Consider the following 19,954-nt stretch of genomic DNA (forward strand, 5'->3'; position numbering starts at 1 on the left):
GAGGCGTTTCGCATAAACCTTTGCAGCGGGACTGTCCACCGGGGCATGAGCTGCTACGGTAAGCTCCTCACAGGAAGCACAAAAACAATCCGAACGTCAGGCCGGCAAGCACCATGCAGCTCGCCTGAAAGACGGAGACACCGTCTTCGATGTCGCCGGATGTGGCGACATCGCGGCCGGGATTGTTGATCATCGGTTCGGTAACGAGCACGCCGCCATAGATGCGCGGTCCGGCGAGTTGTACATTCAGAGCACCCGCCATTGCCGCTTCCGGCCGGCCGGAATTCGGCGAACGGTGCAGGCCGCCGTCGCGCATCGCCACCCGGATCGCGTCGCGGCAGGCGCTGGTCCCGCGCCGGATCCAGGCGCCTGCAGCAATCAGCAGGATCGAAAGGCGCGCGGCCGGCCAGTTGGCGAGATCGTCGAGCCGGGCGGCCGCCCATCCGAAATCGATATATTTTTCCGATCTATGGCCGATCATCGAATCTGCCGTGTTCAGCATCTTGTAGGCGAAAAGCCCTGGCAGGCCGAAGATAGCATACCAAATCGCCGGCGCGACGACGCCATCGGAAAAGTTCTCGGCAAGGCTTTCGATCGCAGCACGGCAGACGGCCGGCTCATCCAGCGTCTCGGGATCGCGCCCGACAATGCGGGCGACGGCGGTCCGCCCACCGGCAAGCCCCTCCTCACGCAGGGCGACGGCAACGGCGGCGACGTGGTCGGCAAGGCTCTTCTGCGCCAGAAAGACCGCCACCAGTCCGGTCTCCAGCAAGATGCCGGCGAGGCCGAACAGCGCGAAAAACCGGTCGAACACGAAGCCTGCCGCGAGACCCAGCAACAGCAGCGCCAGGATGGCGGCAATGCCGTTCATCCGCCGTTGATGCCCCGTGAGGCTTGAAGGATTGAGCTGCTGGTCGGCATAGGAGATCACCGCTCCGAACATCGCGACAGGATGCGGCACGCGCGACCAGAGCCATTGCGGATCGCCGACGATCCGGTCGAGCAGCAGCGCCAGAAGCAGCACGAGAAGGTTTAGGTCGATCGTCATCGCTCAAATCTCTGAAGGGCTTCACCAAGCCGCCGGTCCGCCGCCCGATCGGGCGGCAGCCCGAAACGCAGCCATCCGGGCGCATAGTCGAACTTGCGGACGAGAATATGATGCCGACAGAGATGCGTGTAAATGTCGCTCGCCCTGGCATCGTCGACAAGGGCGAACAGCCCTGTTCCCCCGGTGATCTGCAGCCCGACCCCGCTCAGCACCGCATGAAGCCCGGCGCAGCGTTCATCGATAAGCCGGCGGATGGGGGAAACGTCCGAACGCAGTAGCGAGCCTGCTATCGAAAGCGCCGGCCCGGATACTGCCCAGGGTCCGAGCCACTCCTCGAAACGCTTGAGAATATCGTCACCTGCAATCGCAAAACCGAGCCGAAGGCCAGCGAGCCCGAAAAACTTGCCGAAGGAGCGGAAGATCACCAGATTTGAGAGCCTCTGAGCATGGCCGGCGAGACTCAGCGCCGGAATGGCGTCGCCGAAAGCTTCGTCGACGACGAGGAGTCCCCCGACCGCCTTCATCCTGTCATGCAGGGCGATCAGCGTTTCCACAGGCCATGTCAGCCCATCGGGATTATTCGGATTGACGACGACGGCAAGCCGATGCTCGGCGCCGATCGCAGCGACACCATCGAGGGTATCGACGGCAAAACCAGCCGAAATAAAAGTGCGCGCATACTCGCCATAGGTCGGCGCCACGACCGCGACCCTGTCGTCCACCATGGCGCCCTCACCCTTTGTCAGCAGCCGCGGCAGAAGTTGGATCACCGACTGCGTGCCGGGCACCGGCAGCGGCAGGATCTCGCCGCTCCCGTAATAATCGCGCGCAGCCCGCCTTGCCTCATCGACTAGATAGCTGTCCGGCAGACGGTGCCAAGCCAGCGCCGGGATTTCGGGCAAAGCCGCCGGGCATGGGTTGATGCCGGTGGAAAGGTCGAGCCATTCCTCCGGCCTGCCGCCAAAGGCGGCAGCAGCGGCGGTCACGCCGCCACCATGGACGACCGGAGCGCTCATGTGGCAATCCCGGTGAGATCGATCAGATGCATGTAGGAGCCCGCCACCTGCCCGCGCCGGAGCCCCGCCGGGCCGAGATCGGTTCCGAGCGCATCCCGGACCTGAAACAGCCGCTCGCCCTCGCCTTCCGAGACGAGGGTGGAATAGTGGAATTCATGCGCCGTCATTGCCCGCTGAAAGATCGCATCGTCGAGCGGCGTGACGTGGCGATAACCGAGATGGCGTTTGCGCGCAGCATAGCTGGTGACGACGGGCAGCAGACCGAGCATCTCGTGACGTTTGCCGTCTGCGTCGATCAGCCCTTCGCCGAGCACCATATAGCCGCCGCACTCGCCAAAGATCCGGATGCCGCGTGCCGCCGCATCGAGGAGGCCGGCGCGGAAAGTCGGCGCCCGTGAGAGCTTTCCGGCATGCAGCTCGGGATAGCCGCCGGGCAGATAGATCGCATCCGCATCGGCAGCGGGCGCCTCGTCGGCGAGCGGCGAGAAGAGGGAAATCGCAGCCCCCCGCCGCCGCCAGCCAAGCAGCATATGCTCATAGGAAAAGGCAAAGGCGATATCGCGGGCCACTGCAATGCGACTGCCGAGTGGCGGCAGGCGATCGATATTGGCAGCCGACGGCCGGTTGAGCCCCTGCCTCGCGATGCGCAGCAGAAACTCGAAATTGCATTCCTCGGAGACGGCATCCGCCGCATGCTCGATGAACCCTTCGAGGCTCGCATGTTCACCGGCCTGAACAAGGCCGAGATGGCGATCCGGCAAGGCAAGCGCCTTGTCGCTGCCGATTACGGCGATCACGGGCATCCGGATCGCCTCGAGCGCCTGACGCAGCATCGCCTCGTGCCGGTCGCTGCCGACCTTGTTGAGGATGACCCCGGCCACGCGGACATCCGCGCGGAAACCGGCGAAGCCCGCCACCAGCGGCGCGACCGATTGCGACATGCGTGAGGCGTCGACGACCAGCACCACGGAAAGGCCGAGCTGGGCGGCCAGATCCGCTGCCGTCCCTTTGCCGTCGGCCGCTCCGTCGAACAGCCCCATCATCGCCTCGACGACGAGAATGCGGTCGCCGGAGCGGTGCAGCGTGGCATTGGCCGAGATCAGCTCCGGCCGCATCGCCCAGGGATCAAAGTTCAGGCAGGGCGTGCCGCTTGCCGCCGCATGGAAGGCGGGATCGATATAATCCGGGCCGGCCTTGCCCGGCGCGACCGCGATGCCGCGCCGACGCAAGGCTCTGAGCAGGCCGAGCGTCACCGTCGTCTTGCCGGCACCGGAGGAAGGAGCTGCAATCAGCAGGCCGCTCATGCCAGCACCTGGCCGGACTGGCGGAACGGATCGGGCTGCAGCCGTCGTCCGGCGAGAGCGCCGACCCAATCGAGCGAGGCTCGGAGCCGCACCACCTCGCCAACGACGACCACCGCCGGCGGCTCGAGCCCGGAGGCGGTAACAGCCTGGGTCGCCTGCCCCAGCGTCGTCTCCAGCACCTGCTGCGCACCGGTCGCCGCATTGCAGACGAAAGCTACGGGCTCGGACGGCGAGCGGCCCGAAGCAATGAGGCTGGCGCTAATCTGGGCGATATGCTTCATCGCCATATACATGACGATCACCGGCGAACCCTTGCCGATCGCTTCCCAGTTGATTCTGTCGGGCACGATGCCGGAGGAATCATGGCCGGTGAGAAACGTCACCGCATGATTGATCTCGCGATGAGTCACCGGAATGCCGGCATAGGCAAGCCCGCCGATACCGGCGGTGATCCCCGGCACGATGCGGAACGGGATATTGTGCTCGACCAGCGTCAGCGCCTCCTCGCCGCCGCGCCCGAAGACGAAGGGATCGCCCCCCTTCAGCCGCAGCACCCGCTTGCCGGCACGCGCCAGTTCCACCAGGCGCAACGAAATATCCCGCTGCTTGGCCGAGGGTTTGCCGCCGCGTTTGCCGGCATATTCGAGTTCGGCGCCGGGGTGCGCGAGCCTCAGACAGTCCTCATTGACCAGCGCGTCATGGATGATCACATCGGCCTCGGCGAGCCCCCTGGCGGCCAAGAGCGTCAGCAGGCCCGGATCACCCGGACCGGCCCCGACGAGCCAGACGCTGCCCGGCTCCAACACCGGCAAATGGGAGAATGCGTTATTCAACATTTTGTTGATCTAGGCCCAGCAAGGGCCAAGGTCAACGCCGCCCGCGCTGCCTCACTTGAAGTTGCTGAGATAACGATGACTCACTTTGCAAGCAAGCGGATTCAATATCGCAGGAAAGCGACGCAACAGCGTGAATATATTATAATATACCCAAACGAGACCGCCCGCTGCACGGACTGCTGACAAAGTCGTCCAACTCCTCTTCGTCATTCTCGGCCTTGTCCCGAGTATCTGTGGCGGCCGCGGCGGACCCTCGACACAAGGCCGAGGGTGACGCCGAAAAAAAGCAAGTCGAAAGTTGGCGCCTGCTGCAATCAGTCCTTCAAGACACTCAGCCGCGAAGCAGCGTATCGCGGATCAGCTTTAGGACCTTTTCCGACTCGATCCCTGTGGTGACGATTTGGCTCGGCCGATCATCCCAATCGCCGGGCGGGAAGCGGCGGCCATCCGGCTTGACGATCGTCTGACCGTCGGCAATGCCGCCGCAGACGACGCGCACCGCCCCCGATATCGACGAGAACAGTTCCGGGGCCACGACGTAGACTGCGGCGCAGCTGTCATGCACCATCATGCCGTCCTCGACCGCATGCTGGTAGAAGTCGATGTAGGATTGCGAGAGTGCATCGAGCAGTTTCACGGCGCCATCTCCCTCGGCCGCCATCCTGCCGAGATAACTGCGGCTCATGGTGGTGATCGAGGTGACGTCGAGGCCGATGACTGCGACCTTCCACGGCGCTGTCATGACAATGTCGGCGGCCTCGGGATCGCCGTGAATATTGGCCTCGGCGACCGGCGAGACATTGCCGGGAACATAGAAGTTGCCACCCATGATGACGACGTCCTTGACCAGGGTCGCAATCTCGGGATCCTCCTTCAGCGCCATCGCCAGATTGGTCATCCGTCCGACCGCGACCAGACGCACCTCGCCAGGATTGGCACGCACAGTGTCGATGATGAAGCGGTGCGCCGGGCGCGGATCGAGCGGCAGGTCGATCGCTGCGGGCACCTCGATATCGCCGAGGCCGTTGTCGCCATGCACCATGGAAGGCCATTCCCGCTCGGCGCGCGAGGCATCGATGGTGACGCTGGCGCCTTTGGCGACCGGCGCGGGAATATTCCACTCACGCTTGAGGAAGAGCGCATTGCGCGTCGTCGTCTCCACCGATGCATTGCCAAAGACCGTGGTGATGCCGATCAGATCGATTTCGGGATGGCGATGCAGGAAGAGAAGCGCCATGGCGTCGTCAACGCCCGGGTCAGTGTCATAAATGACCTTGTGCATAATTTATCCTCTAAATGTGAATCGCGAGCCTGCCGGTTGGCGCCGCGAATTGCCGCCACCATAGCGACCGTCAGGCTTTCTGCAACCCGCCTCGGGCGACTGCCGCCGTCGCCTGCGCCGACTTGATTTTGCCAAGCACCAGTTCGGCATCGTCGCCGATCGCAGCAAGCGCCGCCGATTCCGCAACGCCATGGCAGCCGACGCGAGCAAAGACGACGGCCGATGGATTTCTGAGCCGCGGCGTTTCCCGCTCCAGTCGCGGAGCGTCGAAGAATAGAGCCGGCACGGCAAAATGCCTGGCGACTGCCAGGATTGCCGCCTCCTTCCGGCGGCTGTCGATGGAAGCAATGGCGGCGAGCTCATCCGCGCTGATCCCGACCGCCCCAAGCGCCGCGACGGCGAGCGCCAACACCTCCGCAGCCGGCGTCCCGCGCTCGCAGCCAAGACCGAGCACATGGCGCCGTGCCGGATTGAAAGATATGTCGCTCATGGAAGCAGCCGATTGTGCCGTTGCTGTGTCCTTGCAGCCATTGCAGCTTGGAGAGGGAAATGCAACAAAACCGGCTGAAAGCCCTTCTGGAATAGCATCTTGCCTGACATTGCCTTTCATCTGCTTCTGCTGCTCTGCGCTGCTGCCTTCTTTGCCGGTTTCGTCGATGCAATTGCCGGCGGCGGCGGTCTCATCACCGTTCCCGCCATGTTGATCGCCGGCATCCCGCCGCTGCAGACGCTCGGAACCAACAAGGTGCAATCGATCTTCGGCGCAGCTTCCGCGACGCTCGCCTATGCCCGCAAGGGCCATGTGGAGCTTTCCGAACAGTTGCCGATGGCTCTGATGGCCCTCATGGGCGGGGCACTCGGCGCCGCTCTTGCGACGATCGTACCAGGCCAGGTGCTTCAAGCGATCATGCCTGTGCTGCTGCTGGCAATCGCGATCTTCTTTGCCGTCAAGCCGAACCTCAACGATCTTGACAAACACCGCCTCATCACGCCCTTCGCCTTCGGCCTGACGCTGGTGCCGGCCATCGGCTTCTACGACGGCGTCTTCGGCCCCGGCACCGGCTCTTTCTTCATGCTTGCCTTCGTCACCCTCGCCGGCTTCGGCGTGCTGAAGGCCACCGCTCACACCAAGCTTCTGAATTTCGGCTCCAACCTGGGCGCGCTGATCGTCTTCGCAAGCTTCGGCGCGATCCTCTGGAAGATCGGCCTGCTGATGGGTGTCTGCCAGTTCCTGGGTGCCCAGTTGGGCTCACGGCTCGCCATGCGCATCGGCGCAAAGCTCATCAAGCCGCTGCTCGTCATCGTCTGCATCGCTTTGGCGGTCAAGCTGCTCGCCGATCCGGCAAATCCGCTGCGGGTCTGGCTCGGACTCTAGCCAAACGCCTTTCATTACCTCTGGCGTAATTGATAGGGTGCACCGCCTTCGCCCATGATCGCCCTGCCTGGAATTGACCGGCGATCAAAAGGAGATGACCCAATGAACGACGCAACGACCACCGCCGAGCGCTACCTCGCCATCTGGAACGAGACGGATGATGAGCGCCGCCGCGCGCTCATCGCCGAGAGCTGGGCTGAAGCAGCAATCTATGTCGATCCGCTGATGCGCGGGCAAGGCCATGAGCAGATCAACGGGCTGGTCGAGGCTGTCCAGAACCGCTTCCCCGGTTTTCGCTTCGCACTGATCGGCACGGCCGACGGCTACGGCGATAACTTACGCTTCTCCTGGGGCCTCGGCCCTGAAAATGGCGAAGCGCTGATCAAGGGCACGGATTTCGCCGAACTCGAAGACGGCAGGTTAAAATCCGTCCATGGCTTCATCGACCAATTGCCGGAAGCCGCCTGATGACCCCGACCGCCCGCTCTCTCGGAGATCACCTGCGCGAATGGCGCCAGCGCCGCCGCATGAGCCAGCTGGATCTCGCGCTCGAAGCCGATATCTCCCAACGGCACCTGAGCTTCATCGAGAGCGGGCGCTCGACGCCGAGCCGCGAGATGCTGCTGCATCTGGCCGAGCGTCTGGACGTTCCGCTCCGCGACCGGAACCCGCTGCTGCTGGCTGCGGGTTTCGCCCCGGTCTTTGCCGAACGCAAGCTGGACGATCCCGCCCTTGAGCCGGCGCGGCGCGCCATCGACATGGTGCTGAAGGGCCACGAACCCTTCCCGGCCATCGCCATCGACCGTCACTGGGCGCTCATTGCCGCCAACGCCGCCATCACGCCGCTGCTCGAAGCCGTTGCCGATGAATCGCTGCTGGAATCGCCCATCAACGTGCTGCGCCTCAGCCTGCATCCGCGGGGCCTTGCACCTCAGATCGCTAACCTCCCGGAATGGCGCGCCCATCTTCTCGACCGGCTGCAGCAGCAGATATCGGTCTCGGGCGACCCGGTGCTGGAAACGCTGCTGAAGGATCTGCTCTCCTACCCCGCGCCCGAATCCACCGGCGAGGCCCATGCCGACCATGCCGGCATCGTCGTTCCGCTAAAACTATCGACGAAAGCCGGCCTGCTCTCTTTCATCTCGACAACGACCGTCTTCGGCACGCCTGTCGATATCACCCTGTCGGAACTGGCCGTCGAATCCTTCTTTCCGGCCGATCAGGAAACGGCCGCCATCCTGCGCAGCCTCGCCCTCAACTGACGATCTCTTTGCTTACACGCAATTCCGGACGCAAAACCGCGCACACTCCTGCTGGAATTGCCCTCCTTTTCACGCAATTCCGAACGCAAAACCGCGCACACTTTTGCTGGAATTGCTTTAGAACTCCACACCCGGCTGCCCCTTGATGCCGGAGCGGAAGGGATGCTTGATCAGCTCCATCTCGGTGACGAGATCGGCAATTTCGATCAGTTCATCCTTGGCGTTGCGTCCCGTCAGCACGACATGCGTCATGTAGGGCTTCTCGTTCTTCAGGAATTCGACAACCTCGTTAATATCGAGATAGTCGTAACGCAGCGCGATATTGATCTCGTCGAGCAGCACCATGGAATTGCGCTCGTCGCGGATCAGCTCCTTGGCCTTTTCCCAGGCAGCCCTTGCCGCCGCGACATCCCGCGCCCGGTCCTGCGTCTCCCAGGTAAAGCCCTCGCCCATCGTATGGAACTGGCAGAGATCGGAAAAATGCTTCTCGATCAGATCTCGCTCGCCCGTCCACATCGCACCCTTGATGAACTGCACGACGGCCGACGGCTTCCCATGCGCAATATGCCGGAAGATCATGCCGAAAGCGGCCGACGACTTGCCCTTGCCCTTGCCGGTATGAACGATGATCAAGCCCCTCTCATCCGTCTTGGTCGCCATGATCTTGTCACGGGCGGCCTTCTTCTTCGCCATCTTCTCGGCGTGACGGGCATCGTCTTTTTCGACTGGTACGACTGGCTCTTCGGTCATGGCTGGCTGCCTGCTCTTTTCCTGGCTTCGTTGATGTCTGTGAGATTGAACTGCGCCGAATTGCTGCGCGGCGTCCAAAGCCCCCGCTCGATCGCCTCCATCAGCCGCTCTTTCATTTCGGAAAGTGCTGCCGGATTCTTCTCGGCCATGAAGTCGCGCACTCTCACGTCGGCGATAAAGGCCTGATAGACAGCCTCGAAATGATGATTGCCGACAGCGCCGGTGGTCGCCGCGAAAGCAAAGAGGTAATCGACCGTCGCTGCGATCTCGGCAGCGCCCTTGTAGCCATGACGCATGACGCCAACGATCCATTTCGGATTGACGACGCGCCCACGCACTACCCGCCCGATTTCTTCCTCCAGAGAGCGAATAACAGGCTTCTCCGGCCTGGAATGATCATTGTGATAGATCGCCGGCCGCACACCGCCGAGCGCTTCGGCCGCCGCCGCCATACCGCCTTCGAACTGGTAATAATCGTCGCTGTCGAGCAGGTCGTGCTCGCGATTGTCCTGGTTCTGTACGACGGCCTGGATGGAACGCAGCCGCTCCTCGAAGAGCCCGCGCTCGGCCTGCCCTTCCTCACCCGCGCCATAGGCATAGCTGCCCCAGACAAGATAGGCTTCGGCCAGATCGGCCCGCCGCTCCCAGCCCTTCTCATCGATCAGCGCCTGCAGGCCGGCACCATAGGCCCCCGGCTTGGAGCCGAAGATGCGATAACCCGCACGCTTCGCCGCCGCCTTCGCATCGAGCCCGGCTGCGGCAAGCCGCGCCGCCTCACCGCGCATGCGCCCGGCGATCGGATTGTCAGCCGCATCCTCCTCCAGCGCACCGACGGCGCGGATCGCCTTGTCGAACAGCGCGATCTGCTCCGGGAAAGCGTCACGGAAGAAGCCGGAAATGCGCAACGTCACATCCACCCGCGGCCGCCGCAGCATGGCCGGCGGGATAATCTCGTAGCCGGTGACACGCCGAGAGGCCATGTCCCAGACCGGCTTGACGCCGATCAGCGCCAAAGCTTGAGCGATATCGTCGCCGCCGGTGCGCATGTTCGAGGTGCCCCAGGCCGTCAGCCCGAAGGAGACGGGCCATTCACCGTGATCCTGCACGTAACGGCGGATCAGCAATTCCGCGGATTTTTTTCCCAGCTCATAGGCCGCCGGCGTCGGCACCGCGCGGCTGTCGACGGAATAGAAATTCCGTCCCGTCGGCAGCACATCCGGCCGCCCGCGCGTCGGTGCGCCGGATGGGCCGGGCGGCACGAAACGGCCGTCGAGGCCGCGCAGCAAACTGGTGATTTCGGCCGGGCCGCAGGCGAGAATTGAGGGCTTCAGGCGTGCCTCGATTTCGTCGAGTACGGCTCTGGTTTGGGACCAGAGGGTTGGGCAGTCCATATCGCCCGAAACGAGCTTGGCGGCGAGCAGCTCGATGCGCTCGATCGTGTCGCCATTGCTGCGCCAGGGGGCGTCGAGGATATCTGCAAGGATTGCCGGGCATGGGCCGGCCCAGGGGGCGGCCATGTCGCAATCGAGAGGGTCGAAGGTGGGATTACCCCCCTCTGCCCTGCCGGGCATCTCCCCCAAAAGGGGGGAGATTGGATCGGCGATAGCGCTTCCCCAAACAACTGATGTAGGGCGGCGGTCTGGCCCCCCGTCGATCTCCCCCCTTGTGGGGGGGCCGAAGGACGGGTGGCGACACGCGGCTCGACCCCGGTAGTCCGGCAGGACAGAGGGGGGTGTCACGGGCTCAACGCCCAACCCAGCATCCCCAGCAATCGCCCGCTGCAGACTCCCATCCCCGCCCTCACCGAGCCCACGCGGCACCCGCGCCAAGGCCACGGTGAGATCCGTCAGCAACCGCCCTTCCGGCGACACCCCAAACACATGCAACCCATCCCGGATCTGCATCTCCTTGAGATCACAGAGATAGGCATCTAGCTTCTTCAGCGCCTCGCCTTCACTCTCTCCCTTCGCAATGCCCGCGTCGCGGTCCAGCCCGATATCGCTAACAAGCTCAAGGATCTGCCGACTGAGCAAGCGGATACGCCTGGGATCGCCGCCCGAGGCTTCGTAATATTCGTCGACCAGCGCCTCCAGATCCTTGAGCGGCCCGTAACTTTCGGCCCGCGTCAGCGGCGGCGTCAGGTGATCGATGATAACCGCCGCGCTACGGCGCTTGGCCTGCGTGCCCTCGCCGGGATCATTGACGATGAAGGGATAAAGATGCGGCAAGGGTCCGAGGATAGCCTCGGGATAGCAAGTGTCGGACAGCGCCAGCGCCTTGCCGGGCAGCCATTCCAGATTGCCGTGCTTGCCCATGTGAACCACAGCATCGGCGCCGAACTCTTCGCGCAGAAAGGCATAGAAGGCGAAATAACCGTGCGGCGGCACGAGATCCGGCGAGTGATAACTCTCCTTCGGATCGATATTGTAGCCCCGCGCCGGCTGGATCCCCACCAGCAACCCGCCGAACCGGGCAAAGGGCAGCGCGAAAGCGCCATCCCGCAGATAAGGATCCGCTTCGGGATCACCCCAACGCGCCGTCACTTCCTCCTGAATCTGATTGGGAAGAGAGGCGAAGAAGCGCTTGTATCGACTCAGGGAAAGCCGCTCGCGCACCACCTTGCCGTCAAAGCCGGAATTGGTCGGCCCGGCCATCAGATGCCGCATGAGCGCATCTCCATCGGCGGGAATATCGGCAACGGGATAACCGGCCTCCGCCATCGCCCGCATCACCTCGACGGTGCCGGCAGGCGTATCGAGACCGACGCCATTGCCGAGCCGTCCATCGCGGTTCGGATAATTCGCCATGACGAGCGCAACACGCCGCTCCAAAACCGGCCGCTGCCGCAGCCGCGCCCAGTTGGCGGCAAGCGCAGCCACATAGGCCATGCGCCCCACATCCGGCTCGCTGGAAACGATATTGGCCTCAACCGCAGCATCGTAGCGGGCGGCAGATTTGAAGGAGACGGCGCGCGACAGGACGCGGCCGTCCACCTCCGGCAGCGCGACGTTCATGCCGAGATCGCGGGCGGACAATCCTTGCGATGAGGCCGTCCAGGCTTCCCGCGACGAGGCCGAAAAGATCGCCTGCAGAACGATGGCGTCATTGGCCTCCAGCACCGTCGGTTCGCGATCGGCCCCAGGGGCGGAGACGGCGAAGCCCGTCGTGTTGATGACGACGTCGGGTTTGAGGTCGGCGAAGATGGATTCGAGGATGCCTTTGGAGATCGGGTCCTTGAGGCTGTAGGCGAAGACTGGCAACGGGCGAAGACCCCGCGACCGCAGGGCTTCGATCAGGGTTTCGACGGGGCGGGTTTCGCCGCTCTGCACGAGGGCGCGGTAGAAGGCTATGGCGATGATAGGACGAATGGTGGGTTCGATTTCCACCTTCTCCGTCGAATATGCGGTGCTCTGGTCTGCCGTCGAGTACGCGGTACCCCCCTCTGTCCTGCCGGACATCTCCCCCACAAGGGGGGAGATCGAATCGTGGAAGGTCTCTCCCCAAACAACCGATGTAGGGCGATAATCTCGCCCCTTGCCGATCTCCCCCCTTGTGGGGGAGATGTCCGGCAGGACAGAGGGGGGTGTCACGACTTCGACAGCCAAGGAAGACGCGCTTGAAACAAGCCTCTTCCATCCCTCAATCCCAACCAGCCCTCTCCCCGGCCACCAGATCCCCGCCTTCATCAGCGGCGCGGCCGGCGTCGGCTTCTCCTCCCCCGAAAGCATCGCCGCTGCATAGGCAAGAAAGCCCCGCGCATTGGCGTCGCCGCCCTCGATCAGATAGCCCCACAGCGCATTGAGATCCTCCAACGCCACATTGGAAAACGGCGTCAGTCCGGCATCTGGCTTGGCATCCCCCGGCAGCACTGCAATCAGCGCGCCATTCCGCGCAGCAACCGCATGCAGCGCCTCCAGCGCATAGTGGAAATAGCTCGCCCCGCCCAACGCCCGCACGATGATCAGCCTCGCATGCTGCGCCGTCCGCTCGACATAGGTATCGACCGACATCGGATGCTTCAGGCTCATCAGGCTTGCAAGCCTCAGCGAATAGCCCGCCACTCCGCCGGCATACGCCGCGGCGATCGCTGCAAGCTCGGTGTCGGCGGCCGAGAGGAACAAGATATCGCCAGGCGTCTGCCCGAGGTCGATCGCCTCTTCGCCGTCGCTGATCGATCCTTGCTGGGCCAGAAGCAGATGCATCGACTATCCCTAAGCGAGCGCTTCGATCGCCTTGCGCACCGCGTCCTGATCCATCTCATGCAGGCCGATGACGACGAGGCGGGTGCTGCGCGCTTCATCAGGCGCCCAGGCGCGGTCGAAATACTGATCGATGCGGGCACCGACGGCCTGCAGCTGCAGGCGCATCGGCTTGCCGGAAACGTCGATGAAGCCTTTGAGGCGCAGTACGTCATGCGCGGCGATGATGGCCTTCAGCCTCTCGACGAAACCTGCCGTATCGGAGATGGCGCCGAGTTCGACGACGAAACTGTCGAATTCGTCGTGATCATGCGGCTCGCCCTCTTCATGCTCCAGCTCGTGATGGGATTTGCGGTTGCCGATATCGTCTTCCGTGCCGATGCCTAGGCCGAGCAGCACGCTTGCCGGCACCGCGCCATTCCTGGCCTCGATCATCACGGGTTTGCGGGCGATGCGCGAGGCAACCTCGCTCTTGACGCGTCCAAGGCCATCGCTGTCGATCAGGTCGGTCTTGTTGAGCACGATCAGGTCGGCGCAGGTCAGCTGATCTTCGAAGAGCTCCTCGATCGGGCTTTCATGATCGAGCGATTCATCCTCGGCGCGGCGCGCATCGACGGCATCATGATCATCCGCAAAACGGCCTGCGGCAACCGCAGCGCTGTCGACCACGGTGACAACGCCGTCGACGGTGACTTCGCTGCGGATATCGGGCCAGTTGAAGGCGGCGACGAGCGGCTGCGGCAGGGCAAGACCCGAGGTCTCGATGACGATATGGTCGGGGCGCTGGTCGCGCTCCAGAAGTTTGGTCATGGTCGGAATGAAATCGTCGGCCACGGTGCAGCAGATGCAGCCGTTCGTGAGTTCGATGATGTCGTCCTCGGTGCAGTTCTCCGCGCCGCAGCCCTTCAGCACATCGCCGTCGACGCCGAGATCGCCGAACTCGTTGATGATGAGCGCGATCTTCCTGCCGCCGGCATTGGTCAGCAGGTTGCGGATCATCGTCGTCTTGCCGGCGCCGAGAAAGCCGGTGATGACGGTTGCGGGGATTTTCTGCTGGTTCATGGAACTTCAACCCTTCATTTTCAGCGGCAGACCGGCCGCGATGAAATAGACTTCGGCGGCCTTCGTCGCGATCATTTGATGCAGCCGCCCGGCATGATCGCGAAATTCCCGCGCCATGCGATTGTCAGGCACGATGCCGAGGCCGACTTCGTTGGAAACGATGACGAGCCGCGCCTTCGCCTGCGGCAGCCAGCCGGCAAGCGCAGCAGCCTGAACCGCGATATCGCGCCCCTCCATCATCAAATTGGTGAGCCACAGCGTCAGGCAATCGACCAGGATCGCCCTGCCCTCACCGTCGATAGCTGCAAGCTTGCCGACGAGATCAAGCGGCTCCTCATGCGTCGTCCAGGAAGGACCGCGATCGTCCTGGTGCTGGTCGATACGCGCCTGCATCTCGTCGTCCCAGGCGCGGCCGGTCGCGATGTAATGCCGCTCGAGGCCGGTGGAAATGACGATATTTTCGGCGAAACGGGATTTGCCGGAGCGGGCGCCGCCGAGGATGAGGGTAGCGGTCATGCTCGGCCGCTCCTGGGAGAGAAGGCATAATCGAGGCTTGTTTCGGGTGGGTATTCCTTGACGGCTGAGGGTGCGACACCCCCCTCTGTCCTGCCGGACATCTCCCCCACAAGGGGGGAGATTGAATCGCGGCACGGGTCTTCCCAAACAACCGATGTAGGGCGAAGGTCTCGCTTCTTGCCGGTCTCCCCCCTTGTGGAGGGTCCGGAGGACGGGTCGAGACCCGCGGCTCGACCCCGGCAGTCGGGCAGGACAGAGGGGGGTACCGCATACTCGACACAGGCGGCCGAAAGCACCGCACCGCCGCCACTGCATCGCGCCACCGAAGGCAGCGCTGAATTCAATCGTTCAGCCAAAACAACCTCCGTGCTGGCAGTGGACCTCTGGCCCAGGATTGGGCTCGTCGCCCGGCGCGCATGGCAGGTCTCCTGGCTCGCGGGTATCGGCCGCGATCGGGGCGGACCGGAAACCGGTCGCCCCGCATCGTGCCAGCGGATCCGCCTCGCCTTCCCGGCTGCATCGGTGAAAAGGTGGACGATTCGTAGAAATAGAGGCGTCCGACCCCGGTTGATCACCATGCATGTCCAGTGGCTTTTCCGACATGTCGCCATCCTGCTCGCCTGCACGATTGCGGGCTGCCGGCCGGAAGGGCTCGATGCCGGATGGAAGACCCTGACCGCTCTACAGTCGCGGGGTCGGCTGTGATAAGGGCGCCCGGCTTGGGTCCGCCCCGTCACATTCCCTTTTCATCCGGAAGGGCGCAACGCCGATCCGGAACCATCCGTTATGTCAGGATGGTCAAGCGACCATCCGTTGAGGGATGGTTAGGCAAGCCGGGGGCTGAAGTCAATCGACCTTCGCAGCCCTCCTCTAGCGCGAGGGGGCGAAAGGTCACGCCAATACCACTGACTCTACCGGAAATATCGTCTTTTATCAGTAATTTACGTCATAAATATTTGACCGGCCCGCCGGCTTTTCGCCGCAATTGCGCTGCAAGCCGGTTGCGCCATCGCCCTTGACCGGGCCTCTCCCCGCCTAGTTGTCTAGCCATGCTTACGAAATTGGATCGGCGCCGCCTGCGTGCGCTGCGAGTTTTCCTCGATCCGGGGCGGTTGCGCGCCCTCACTCGCCGCAGCGAAGTCGGCCTCTCGCTGGCGGGCGCCATCGTCGGCATCGCCTCGGGACTTGCCGTGACCGGCATGAGCTATGTCTCCAACGAGCTGCACCAGCAGGTGTTCGGCATCGCCGACAGTGAAAGGTTGAGCGCCTCGGTCATCGAAGACAAGATGCTGCTGCTCGCCGCCCCGGTCATCGGCGGCGCCCTGCTCGGCCTGCTGCTCCTGGTGCTCGCCAAGCGGCGCAAGAAACCGATGGTCGACCCGATCGAGGCCAATGCGCTGCATGGCGGCCGCCTGTCGCTGACCGACAGCATCATCGTTGCCGTACAGAATCTGATCTCCAACGGCTTCGGCGCCTCGGTCGGCCTGGAGGCCGGCTACACCCAGCTTGCCGCCGGCCTCGCCTCGAAATTCGGCCTGAAGCTGCAGCTGCGCCGTTCGGACCTGCGCATCCTTGTCGGCTGCGGTGCGGCCGGCGCCATCGCCGCCGCCTTCAACGCGCCGCTGACCGGCGCCTTCTACGCCTTCGAGCTGATCATCGGCAGCTATACGATCGTCTCGCTGACCCCGGTCGTCACCTCCGCCCTCGTATCCACGCTCGTCGCCAGGCTGCTTGCCGAAGGCGATTTCACCATCGACATCGGCAGCTTCGGCTCGGTCGTGCCGGCCGACTATGTCCCGGCGCTGCTGCTCGGCGTCTTCTGCGCCGGTGTCGGCATCCTCATCATGCAGGGCGTCGCCTTCATCGAGGAACTGGCGCGCAAGAGCTCGATCGCCCCGCCCTTCCGCCCGGCGCTCGGCGGCATCATCGTCGGGCTGCTGGCGATGATCTCGCCGCAAGTGCTCTCGGCCGGCCACGGCGCCCTTCATCTCAATCTCTCCCGCGAGGTGGCGATCCCGGCGCTGATCGGTCTCTTCCTCCTGAAATCCCTGGCTTCGGCAATCTCGATCGGCTCCGGCTTCAGGGGCGGCCTGTTCTTCGCATCATTGTTCATGGGCGCCCTGCTCGGCAAGCTCTTTGCCTATTGCGGTCCCTATTTCGCCGATGCGACGCTGACGCCTGCGATCTATGCCGTGGTCGGGATGAGTTCTTTGGCCGTCGCCGTCATTGGCGGGCCGCTGACGATGACCTTCCTGGCGCTCGAAATCACCGGCGATTTCCCGATCACGGCGCTCGTGCTTGCCGCCGTCATCACCTCCTCGCTCGTCGTGCGCTCGACCTTCGGCTACTCCTTCGCCACGTGGCGCTTCCATCTGCGCGGCGAAAGCATCCGCAGCGCCCACGACGTTGGCTGGATCCGCAATCTGACGGTGAACAAGCTGATGCGCGCCGACGTGAAAACGGCAAGGGCCGATATCTCGCTGGACGACTTCAGGAGAGCCTTTCCGATCGGCTCAACGCAACGCGTCATTCTCGTCGAAGAGAACGACAAATATGCCGGCCTCGTGCTGGTGCCGGAGATCTACGCCAACCCGACCGATGTCCAGGACGAGGGCCAGACGCTTGCCGATTTCGTCCGCTACCGCAATGACTTCCTGCAGCCGCAGATGAACGCCAGGCAGGCGGCGGCGATCTTCGACAAAAGCGAAAGCGAAGCGCTCGCCGTCGTCAACAATCTGATCGAGCGCAAAGTGGTCGGACAACTCAGCGAAAGCCATACGCTGCGCCGCTACAGTGAAGAACTCGACCGCCGCCGCCGCGAGGTGTCTGGCGAAATCTGAGCGGACACTAGAGCCTGCTGCTTTCATACGGAAGCATATCCTGAGTTTGTGAGGTAGTTTGCGCATTCTGCTGGCGAGAAGCAGTCGAGCATTTCACCAGCCTTGCGCCATGTCGCTTCGACTGTGCGAGGCTGTTCTCTCCTAATTAGGTGCTTGAGCTTGGCAAAGACTTGCTCGATGGGATTGAGGTCCGGGCTGTAAGGCGGCAGGAAGAAGAGGTGCGCGCCTGCGGCCCGGATGGCACGACGGACAGCTTGGCCCTTATGGCTGCCGAGATTGTCGAGGATGACGATGTCGCCCTTGACGAGCGTGGGCACGAGGATCCTCTGGATATAGAGGGTAAAGAGTTCGCCGTTGATCGGCCAAATCGATGACCCAAGGGGCGTCGATGCGGTCGCAGCGCAAGGCGGCAATGAATGTCAGGGTTTTCCAGTGCCCATGCGGAACCGCGGCACATAGGCGTTGACCACGCGGTGCCCACCCCCTGAGGGGCGCCATGTTGGTCTTGATCCAGGTCTCATCGAGAAAGACCAGCCGCTGCGCTTCGATCCGCCGTTGATGGGTCTTCCAACGCAACCGTTTCCTGGCGATATCCATCCGCGTCTGCTCGGCCGGCAGAACCGTTTTTTTTGAAACTCAGGCCCTCGGCCCGGACGAACACCCAAACGGCGCGTCGCTCGGTCTTGATGCCGCGTTCGGCCAGTTCCGCCACAAGGCCTCGCGTCGTGAACGGGCCGGATCGACAGCGCTGGCGCAGCCAGTCGGCCCGTTCGCCGGACAAAGTCCGCTGCTTGCGACCGCCGACGCGGCCGGGCGTCAGAGCGCCGGTCTCCGCAAGGCGCTTCTTCCACTTCGAAACACAGGAGGGAGCAATCGCAAGTGCTGCTGCGATCGATCGTATCGTTTCTCCGGTGTTCAGGCGCGCCATCGCCCGTTCGCGAAGATCCTCAGAATATGGGTGCGTCATCCTTGCCGGCCGTCCTTTTCCGGTAGGACAGAGAATCATATCTCAGCTGATTTGCGAATCTGCGATTCTGAAAAATCGAAGCGTGCTCTAGCGCATCGGCCGATGCGTAGATTTATAGCATTAGAGCGTCCCGAAAGGACGCACGGCGCTCTATGAGGCGGCGCCGGCAAGCCGGAAGACGTCGGCTCTCTTCGAAACGCCGCGCAGTTCGAACGAGCCGAGATGGTCACAGGGCACGGCACAGGTCGCCGCGAAGCTTTCCGACAGCAGCAGGTGCTGCTCAAGCGTTCCGCAAAGCTTTTCAAGCCGCGAGGCCTCGTTGACGGCCCTGCCGATCACCGTGAAGTCGAGCCTGCCGTGAGCACCGACATTTCCGTAAAAAACCTCGCCGAGATGCAGCACGACATCGATGCCGATATGCGGACCGCCGTTGCGCGTCCGCTCACGATTGAGCTCTTCGTTTGCCCGCAGCAGGTTCTGGGCCGACGCCAATGCGGCCATGCAGGCCTTTTGCGGATCCTCGGCATCCGTCGGAAAGATCGCCAGTACGCTATCGCCCATGAACTTAAGGATCTCGCCGGAATTTTCCTCGACATGCCGGTCGATCAGCTCGAAATGCTCGTTGAGAAAGCCGACGATCTCCCCCGGCTGATAGACCTCGGTCAGCGCCGTAAAGTTGCGGAGGTCGGCAAGCAGGATAGCCGCATCGATGGATCCGCCCATTCCCCTGCGGGTTTCGCCGGCAAGGATGCGGGCGCTGGTCCTGGCGCCGGTATAGACGGCAAGGATATCGGTCGCGGTCTTCGAAACCGCCACGCGGTAGGCCGCAAGTCCCAGTGCCGGGAACAGTTTATCGACGATGGCCAGCTGATTGTCGGAGAATCCGCCTGGTGCATCGCTGGTCAGGGAAAAACCGAGCCCGCGCAGCGCGACCTCCTTCGGGAACTCGAAAAGATTGATCACGTGATCCGTGCCACCGGCAAGCGCAAATTCGGAAAGCTCGGCATACTGGAGACCCTCGCCCTTCGCCAGATTCCACCGTCCGGTTTTCTCGCCGCGATTCAAAAGGTAGAATATCGGCGTCTCCTCGAAGACGCGATCCGCTGCGCTGCCATGTCCGGCCATTTCGATGGTCGTGACGCCACCCCTGACGAAATTGGCCGCTATGCCGCGGTACATCGGATGAAGCGACGGCATGCGGATGCTTGCCCGCCAGATCGGAAACCCTTCCGCGATTAGCCGGTCGCACAGGCCGGCGACGAGATCGCCAATATGCTCGCTCGTGATTCCCTGCTCAATAAGCCACTGAATATGATCTGTAATTTTCCAAGCCTCCGCTTGAGGGTCAACAACCATACATTAGTCAAATTCGCATATCGACACTACCCTTGAGCGCAAAAGCGATGCGACCAGGACTGCAGCATTCCGCCGTACCCTTTGCGACGCGACCGTCGGCCTGCGCGCCTCGAGGGAGGTTTCTCAGACATCGGCCATCGG

Annotated in this window: 15 protein-coding genes, 1 pseudogene and 1 riboswitch; of the genes and pseudogenes, 4 read left to right on the top strand and 12 right to left on the bottom strand. The window is 63.2% G+C overall.

Annotation, left to right across the window (positions count from 1 at the left end):
• Positions 1–67 precede the first annotated feature (67 nt).
• From cbiB to NMA58_RS11495, 6 genes are all read right to left on the bottom strand, one after another.
• Positions 68–1,048, bottom strand: a complete 981-nt coding sequence (gene cbiB / locus NMA58_RS11470) for an adenosylcobinamide-phosphate synthase CbiB (RefSeq protein WP_434710040.1) — start codon at positions 1,046–1,048, stop codon at positions 68–70.
• Entirely contained in the window at positions 1,045–2,064 is a 1,020-nt protein-coding gene (cobD, locus tag NMA58_RS11475; RefSeq protein WP_434710042.1) for a threonine-phosphate decarboxylase CobD, read from the bottom strand. Before cobD ends, cbiB begins: the two co-directional genes overlap by 4 nt.
• Positions 2,061–3,368: a cobyrinate a,c-diamide synthase gene (locus tag NMA58_RS11480; RefSeq protein WP_434710044.1), complete on the bottom strand. Its 1,308-nt coding sequence runs from the start codon at positions 3,366–3,368 to the stop codon at positions 2,061–2,063. Before NMA58_RS11480 ends, cobD begins: the two co-directional genes overlap by 4 nt.
• Entirely contained in the window at positions 3,365–4,204 is an 840-nt protein-coding gene (gene cobA, locus NMA58_RS11485; protein ID WP_434710046.1) for a uroporphyrinogen-III C-methyltransferase, read from the bottom strand. Before cobA ends, NMA58_RS11480 begins: the two co-directional genes overlap by 4 nt.
• Before the next feature lie 331 nt (positions 4,205–4,535).
• On the bottom strand, positions 4,536–5,486 hold the full coding sequence (locus NMA58_RS11490; RefSeq protein ID WP_434710048.1) for a nucleoside hydrolase: 951 nt from the start codon (positions 5,484–5,486) through the stop codon (positions 4,536–4,538).
• Positions 5,487–5,556: 70 nt separating this feature from the next.
• On the bottom strand, positions 5,557–5,976 hold the full coding sequence (locus NMA58_RS11495) for a cobalamin biosynthesis protein (protein ID WP_430959099.1): 420 nt from the start codon (positions 5,974–5,976) through the stop codon (positions 5,557–5,559).
• A gap of 99 nt (positions 5,977–6,075) precedes the next feature.
• Between NMA58_RS11495 and NMA58_RS11500 the strand changes: the two genes are divergently transcribed.
• The 3 genes from NMA58_RS11500 to NMA58_RS11510 all read left to right on the top strand — a co-directional run bounded on the left by NMA58_RS11500 (position 6,076) and on the right by NMA58_RS11510 (position 8,123).
• Entirely contained in the window at positions 6,076–6,861 is a 786-nt protein-coding gene (locus NMA58_RS11500) for a TSUP family transporter (protein ID WP_434710050.1), read from the top strand.
• A gap of 102 nt (positions 6,862–6,963) precedes the next feature.
• On the top strand, positions 6,964–7,329 hold the full coding sequence (locus NMA58_RS11505; RefSeq protein ID WP_434710052.1) for a nuclear transport factor 2 family protein: 366 nt from the start codon (positions 6,964–6,966) through the stop codon (positions 7,327–7,329).
• Positions 7,329–8,123 (top strand): helix-turn-helix domain-containing protein, encoded by a 795-nt coding sequence (locus NMA58_RS11510; protein ID WP_434710054.1) that lies wholly within the window; start codon positions 7,329–7,331, stop codon positions 8,121–8,123. Before NMA58_RS11505 ends, NMA58_RS11510 begins: the two co-directional genes overlap by 1 nt.
• Positions 8,124–8,240: 117 nt before the next feature.
• On the opposite strand, the gene cobO is transcribed toward NMA58_RS11510, so the two are convergent.
• The 4 genes from cobO to cobU are packed head-to-tail and all read right to left on the bottom strand — an operon-like array spanning position 8,241 to position 14,650.
• Positions 8,241–8,873, bottom strand: a complete 633-nt coding sequence (gene cobO / locus NMA58_RS11515) for a cob(I)yrinic acid a,c-diamide adenosyltransferase (RefSeq protein WP_430959103.1) — start codon at positions 8,871–8,873, stop codon at positions 8,241–8,243.
• Positions 8,870–13,075, bottom strand: a complete 4,206-nt coding sequence (cobN, locus tag NMA58_RS11520) for a cobaltochelatase subunit CobN (protein ID WP_430959104.1) — start codon at positions 13,073–13,075, stop codon at positions 8,870–8,872. The genes cobO and cobN overlap by 4 nt, the downstream gene beginning before the upstream one ends.
• Positions 13,076–13,084: 9 nt before the next feature.
• On the bottom strand, positions 13,085–14,134 hold the full coding sequence (cobW, locus tag NMA58_RS11525; protein WP_434710056.1) for a cobalamin biosynthesis protein CobW: 1,050 nt from the start codon (positions 14,132–14,134) through the stop codon (positions 13,085–13,087).
• Positions 14,135–14,140: 6 nt separating this feature from the next.
• Positions 14,141–14,650, bottom strand: coding sequence for a bifunctional adenosylcobinamide kinase/adenosylcobinamide-phosphate guanylyltransferase (gene cobU / locus NMA58_RS11530; protein ID WP_434710058.1), 510 nt, complete (start codon positions 14,648–14,650; stop codon positions 14,141–14,143).
• A gap of 401 nt (positions 14,651–15,051) precedes the next feature.
• A riboswitch (cobalamin riboswitch) is annotated at positions 15,052–15,447 on the bottom strand.
• A gap of 252 nt (positions 15,448–15,699) precedes the next feature.
• On the opposite strand from cobU, the gene NMA58_RS11535 reads away from it, so the two are divergent.
• Entirely contained in the window at positions 15,700–17,490 is a 1,791-nt protein-coding gene (locus tag NMA58_RS11535) for a chloride channel protein (protein WP_434710060.1), read from the top strand.
• Positions 17,491–17,513: 23 nt separating this feature from the next.
• Here the strand turns inward: NMA58_RS11535 and NMA58_RS11540 are convergent.
• A pseudogene (locus tag NMA58_RS11540) lies at positions 17,514–18,457 on the bottom strand (IS630 family transposase).
• Positions 18,458–18,607: 150 nt separating this feature from the next.
• Positions 18,608–19,813 (bottom strand): adenylate/guanylate cyclase domain-containing protein, encoded by a 1,206-nt coding sequence (locus NMA58_RS11545; RefSeq protein WP_430959108.1) that lies wholly within the window; start codon positions 19,811–19,813, stop codon positions 18,608–18,610.
• Positions 19,814–19,954 lie beyond the last annotated feature (141 nt).

The sequence above is a fragment of the Rhizobium sp. YTUHZ045 genome, from assembly GCF_051124255.1.
GTDB lineage: Bacteria > Pseudomonadota > Alphaproteobacteria > Rhizobiales > Rhizobiaceae > Rhizobium.

Coding starts and splice junctions, on each gene's coding strand:
- cbiB (WP_434710040.1), bottom strand. CDS start 1,048: ATGACGATCGACCTAAACCTTCTCGTGCTGCTTCTGGCGCTGCTGCTC.
- cobD (WP_434710042.1), bottom strand. CDS start 2,064: ATGAGCGCTCCGGTCGTCCATGGTGGCGGCGTGACCGCCGCTGCTGCC.
- NMA58_RS11480 (WP_434710044.1), bottom strand. CDS start 3,368: ATGAGCGGCCTGCTGATTGCAGCTCCTTCCTCCGGTGCCGGCAAGACG.
- cobA (WP_434710046.1), bottom strand. CDS start 4,204: ATGTTGAATAACGCATTCTCCCATTTGCCGGTGTTGGAGCCGGGCAGC.
- NMA58_RS11490 (WP_434710048.1), bottom strand. CDS start 5,486: ATGCACAAGGTCATTTATGACACTGACCCGGGCGTTGACGACGCCATG.
- NMA58_RS11495 (WP_430959099.1), bottom strand. CDS start 5,976: ATGAGCGACATATCTTTCAATCCGGCACGGCGCCATGTGCTCGGTCTT.
- NMA58_RS11505 (WP_434710052.1), top strand. CDS start 6,964: ATGAACGACGCAACGACCACCGCCGAGCGCTACCTCGCCATCTGGAAC.
- NMA58_RS11510 (WP_434710054.1), top strand. CDS start 7,329: ATGACCCCGACCGCCCGCTCTCTCGGAGATCACCTGCGCGAATGGCGC.
- cobO (WP_430959103.1), bottom strand. CDS start 8,873: ATGACCGAAGAGCCAGTCGTACCAGTCGAAAAAGACGATGCCCGTCAC.
- cobN (WP_430959104.1), bottom strand. CDS start 13,075: ATGCATCTGCTTCTGGCCCAGCAAGGATCGATCAGCGACGGCGAAGAG.
- cobW (WP_434710056.1), bottom strand. CDS start 14,134: ATGAACCAGCAGAAAATCCCCGCAACCGTCATCACCGGCTTTCTCGGC.
- cobU (WP_434710058.1), bottom strand. CDS start 14,650: ATGACCGCTACCCTCATCCTCGGCGGCGCCCGCTCCGGCAAATCCCGT.
- NMA58_RS11535 (WP_434710060.1), top strand. CDS start 15,700: ATGCTTACGAAATTGGATCGGCGCCGCCTGCGTGCGCTGCGAGTTTTC.
- NMA58_RS11545 (WP_430959108.1), bottom strand. CDS start 19,813: ATGGTTGTTGACCCTCAAGCGGAGGCTTGGAAAATTACAGATCATATT.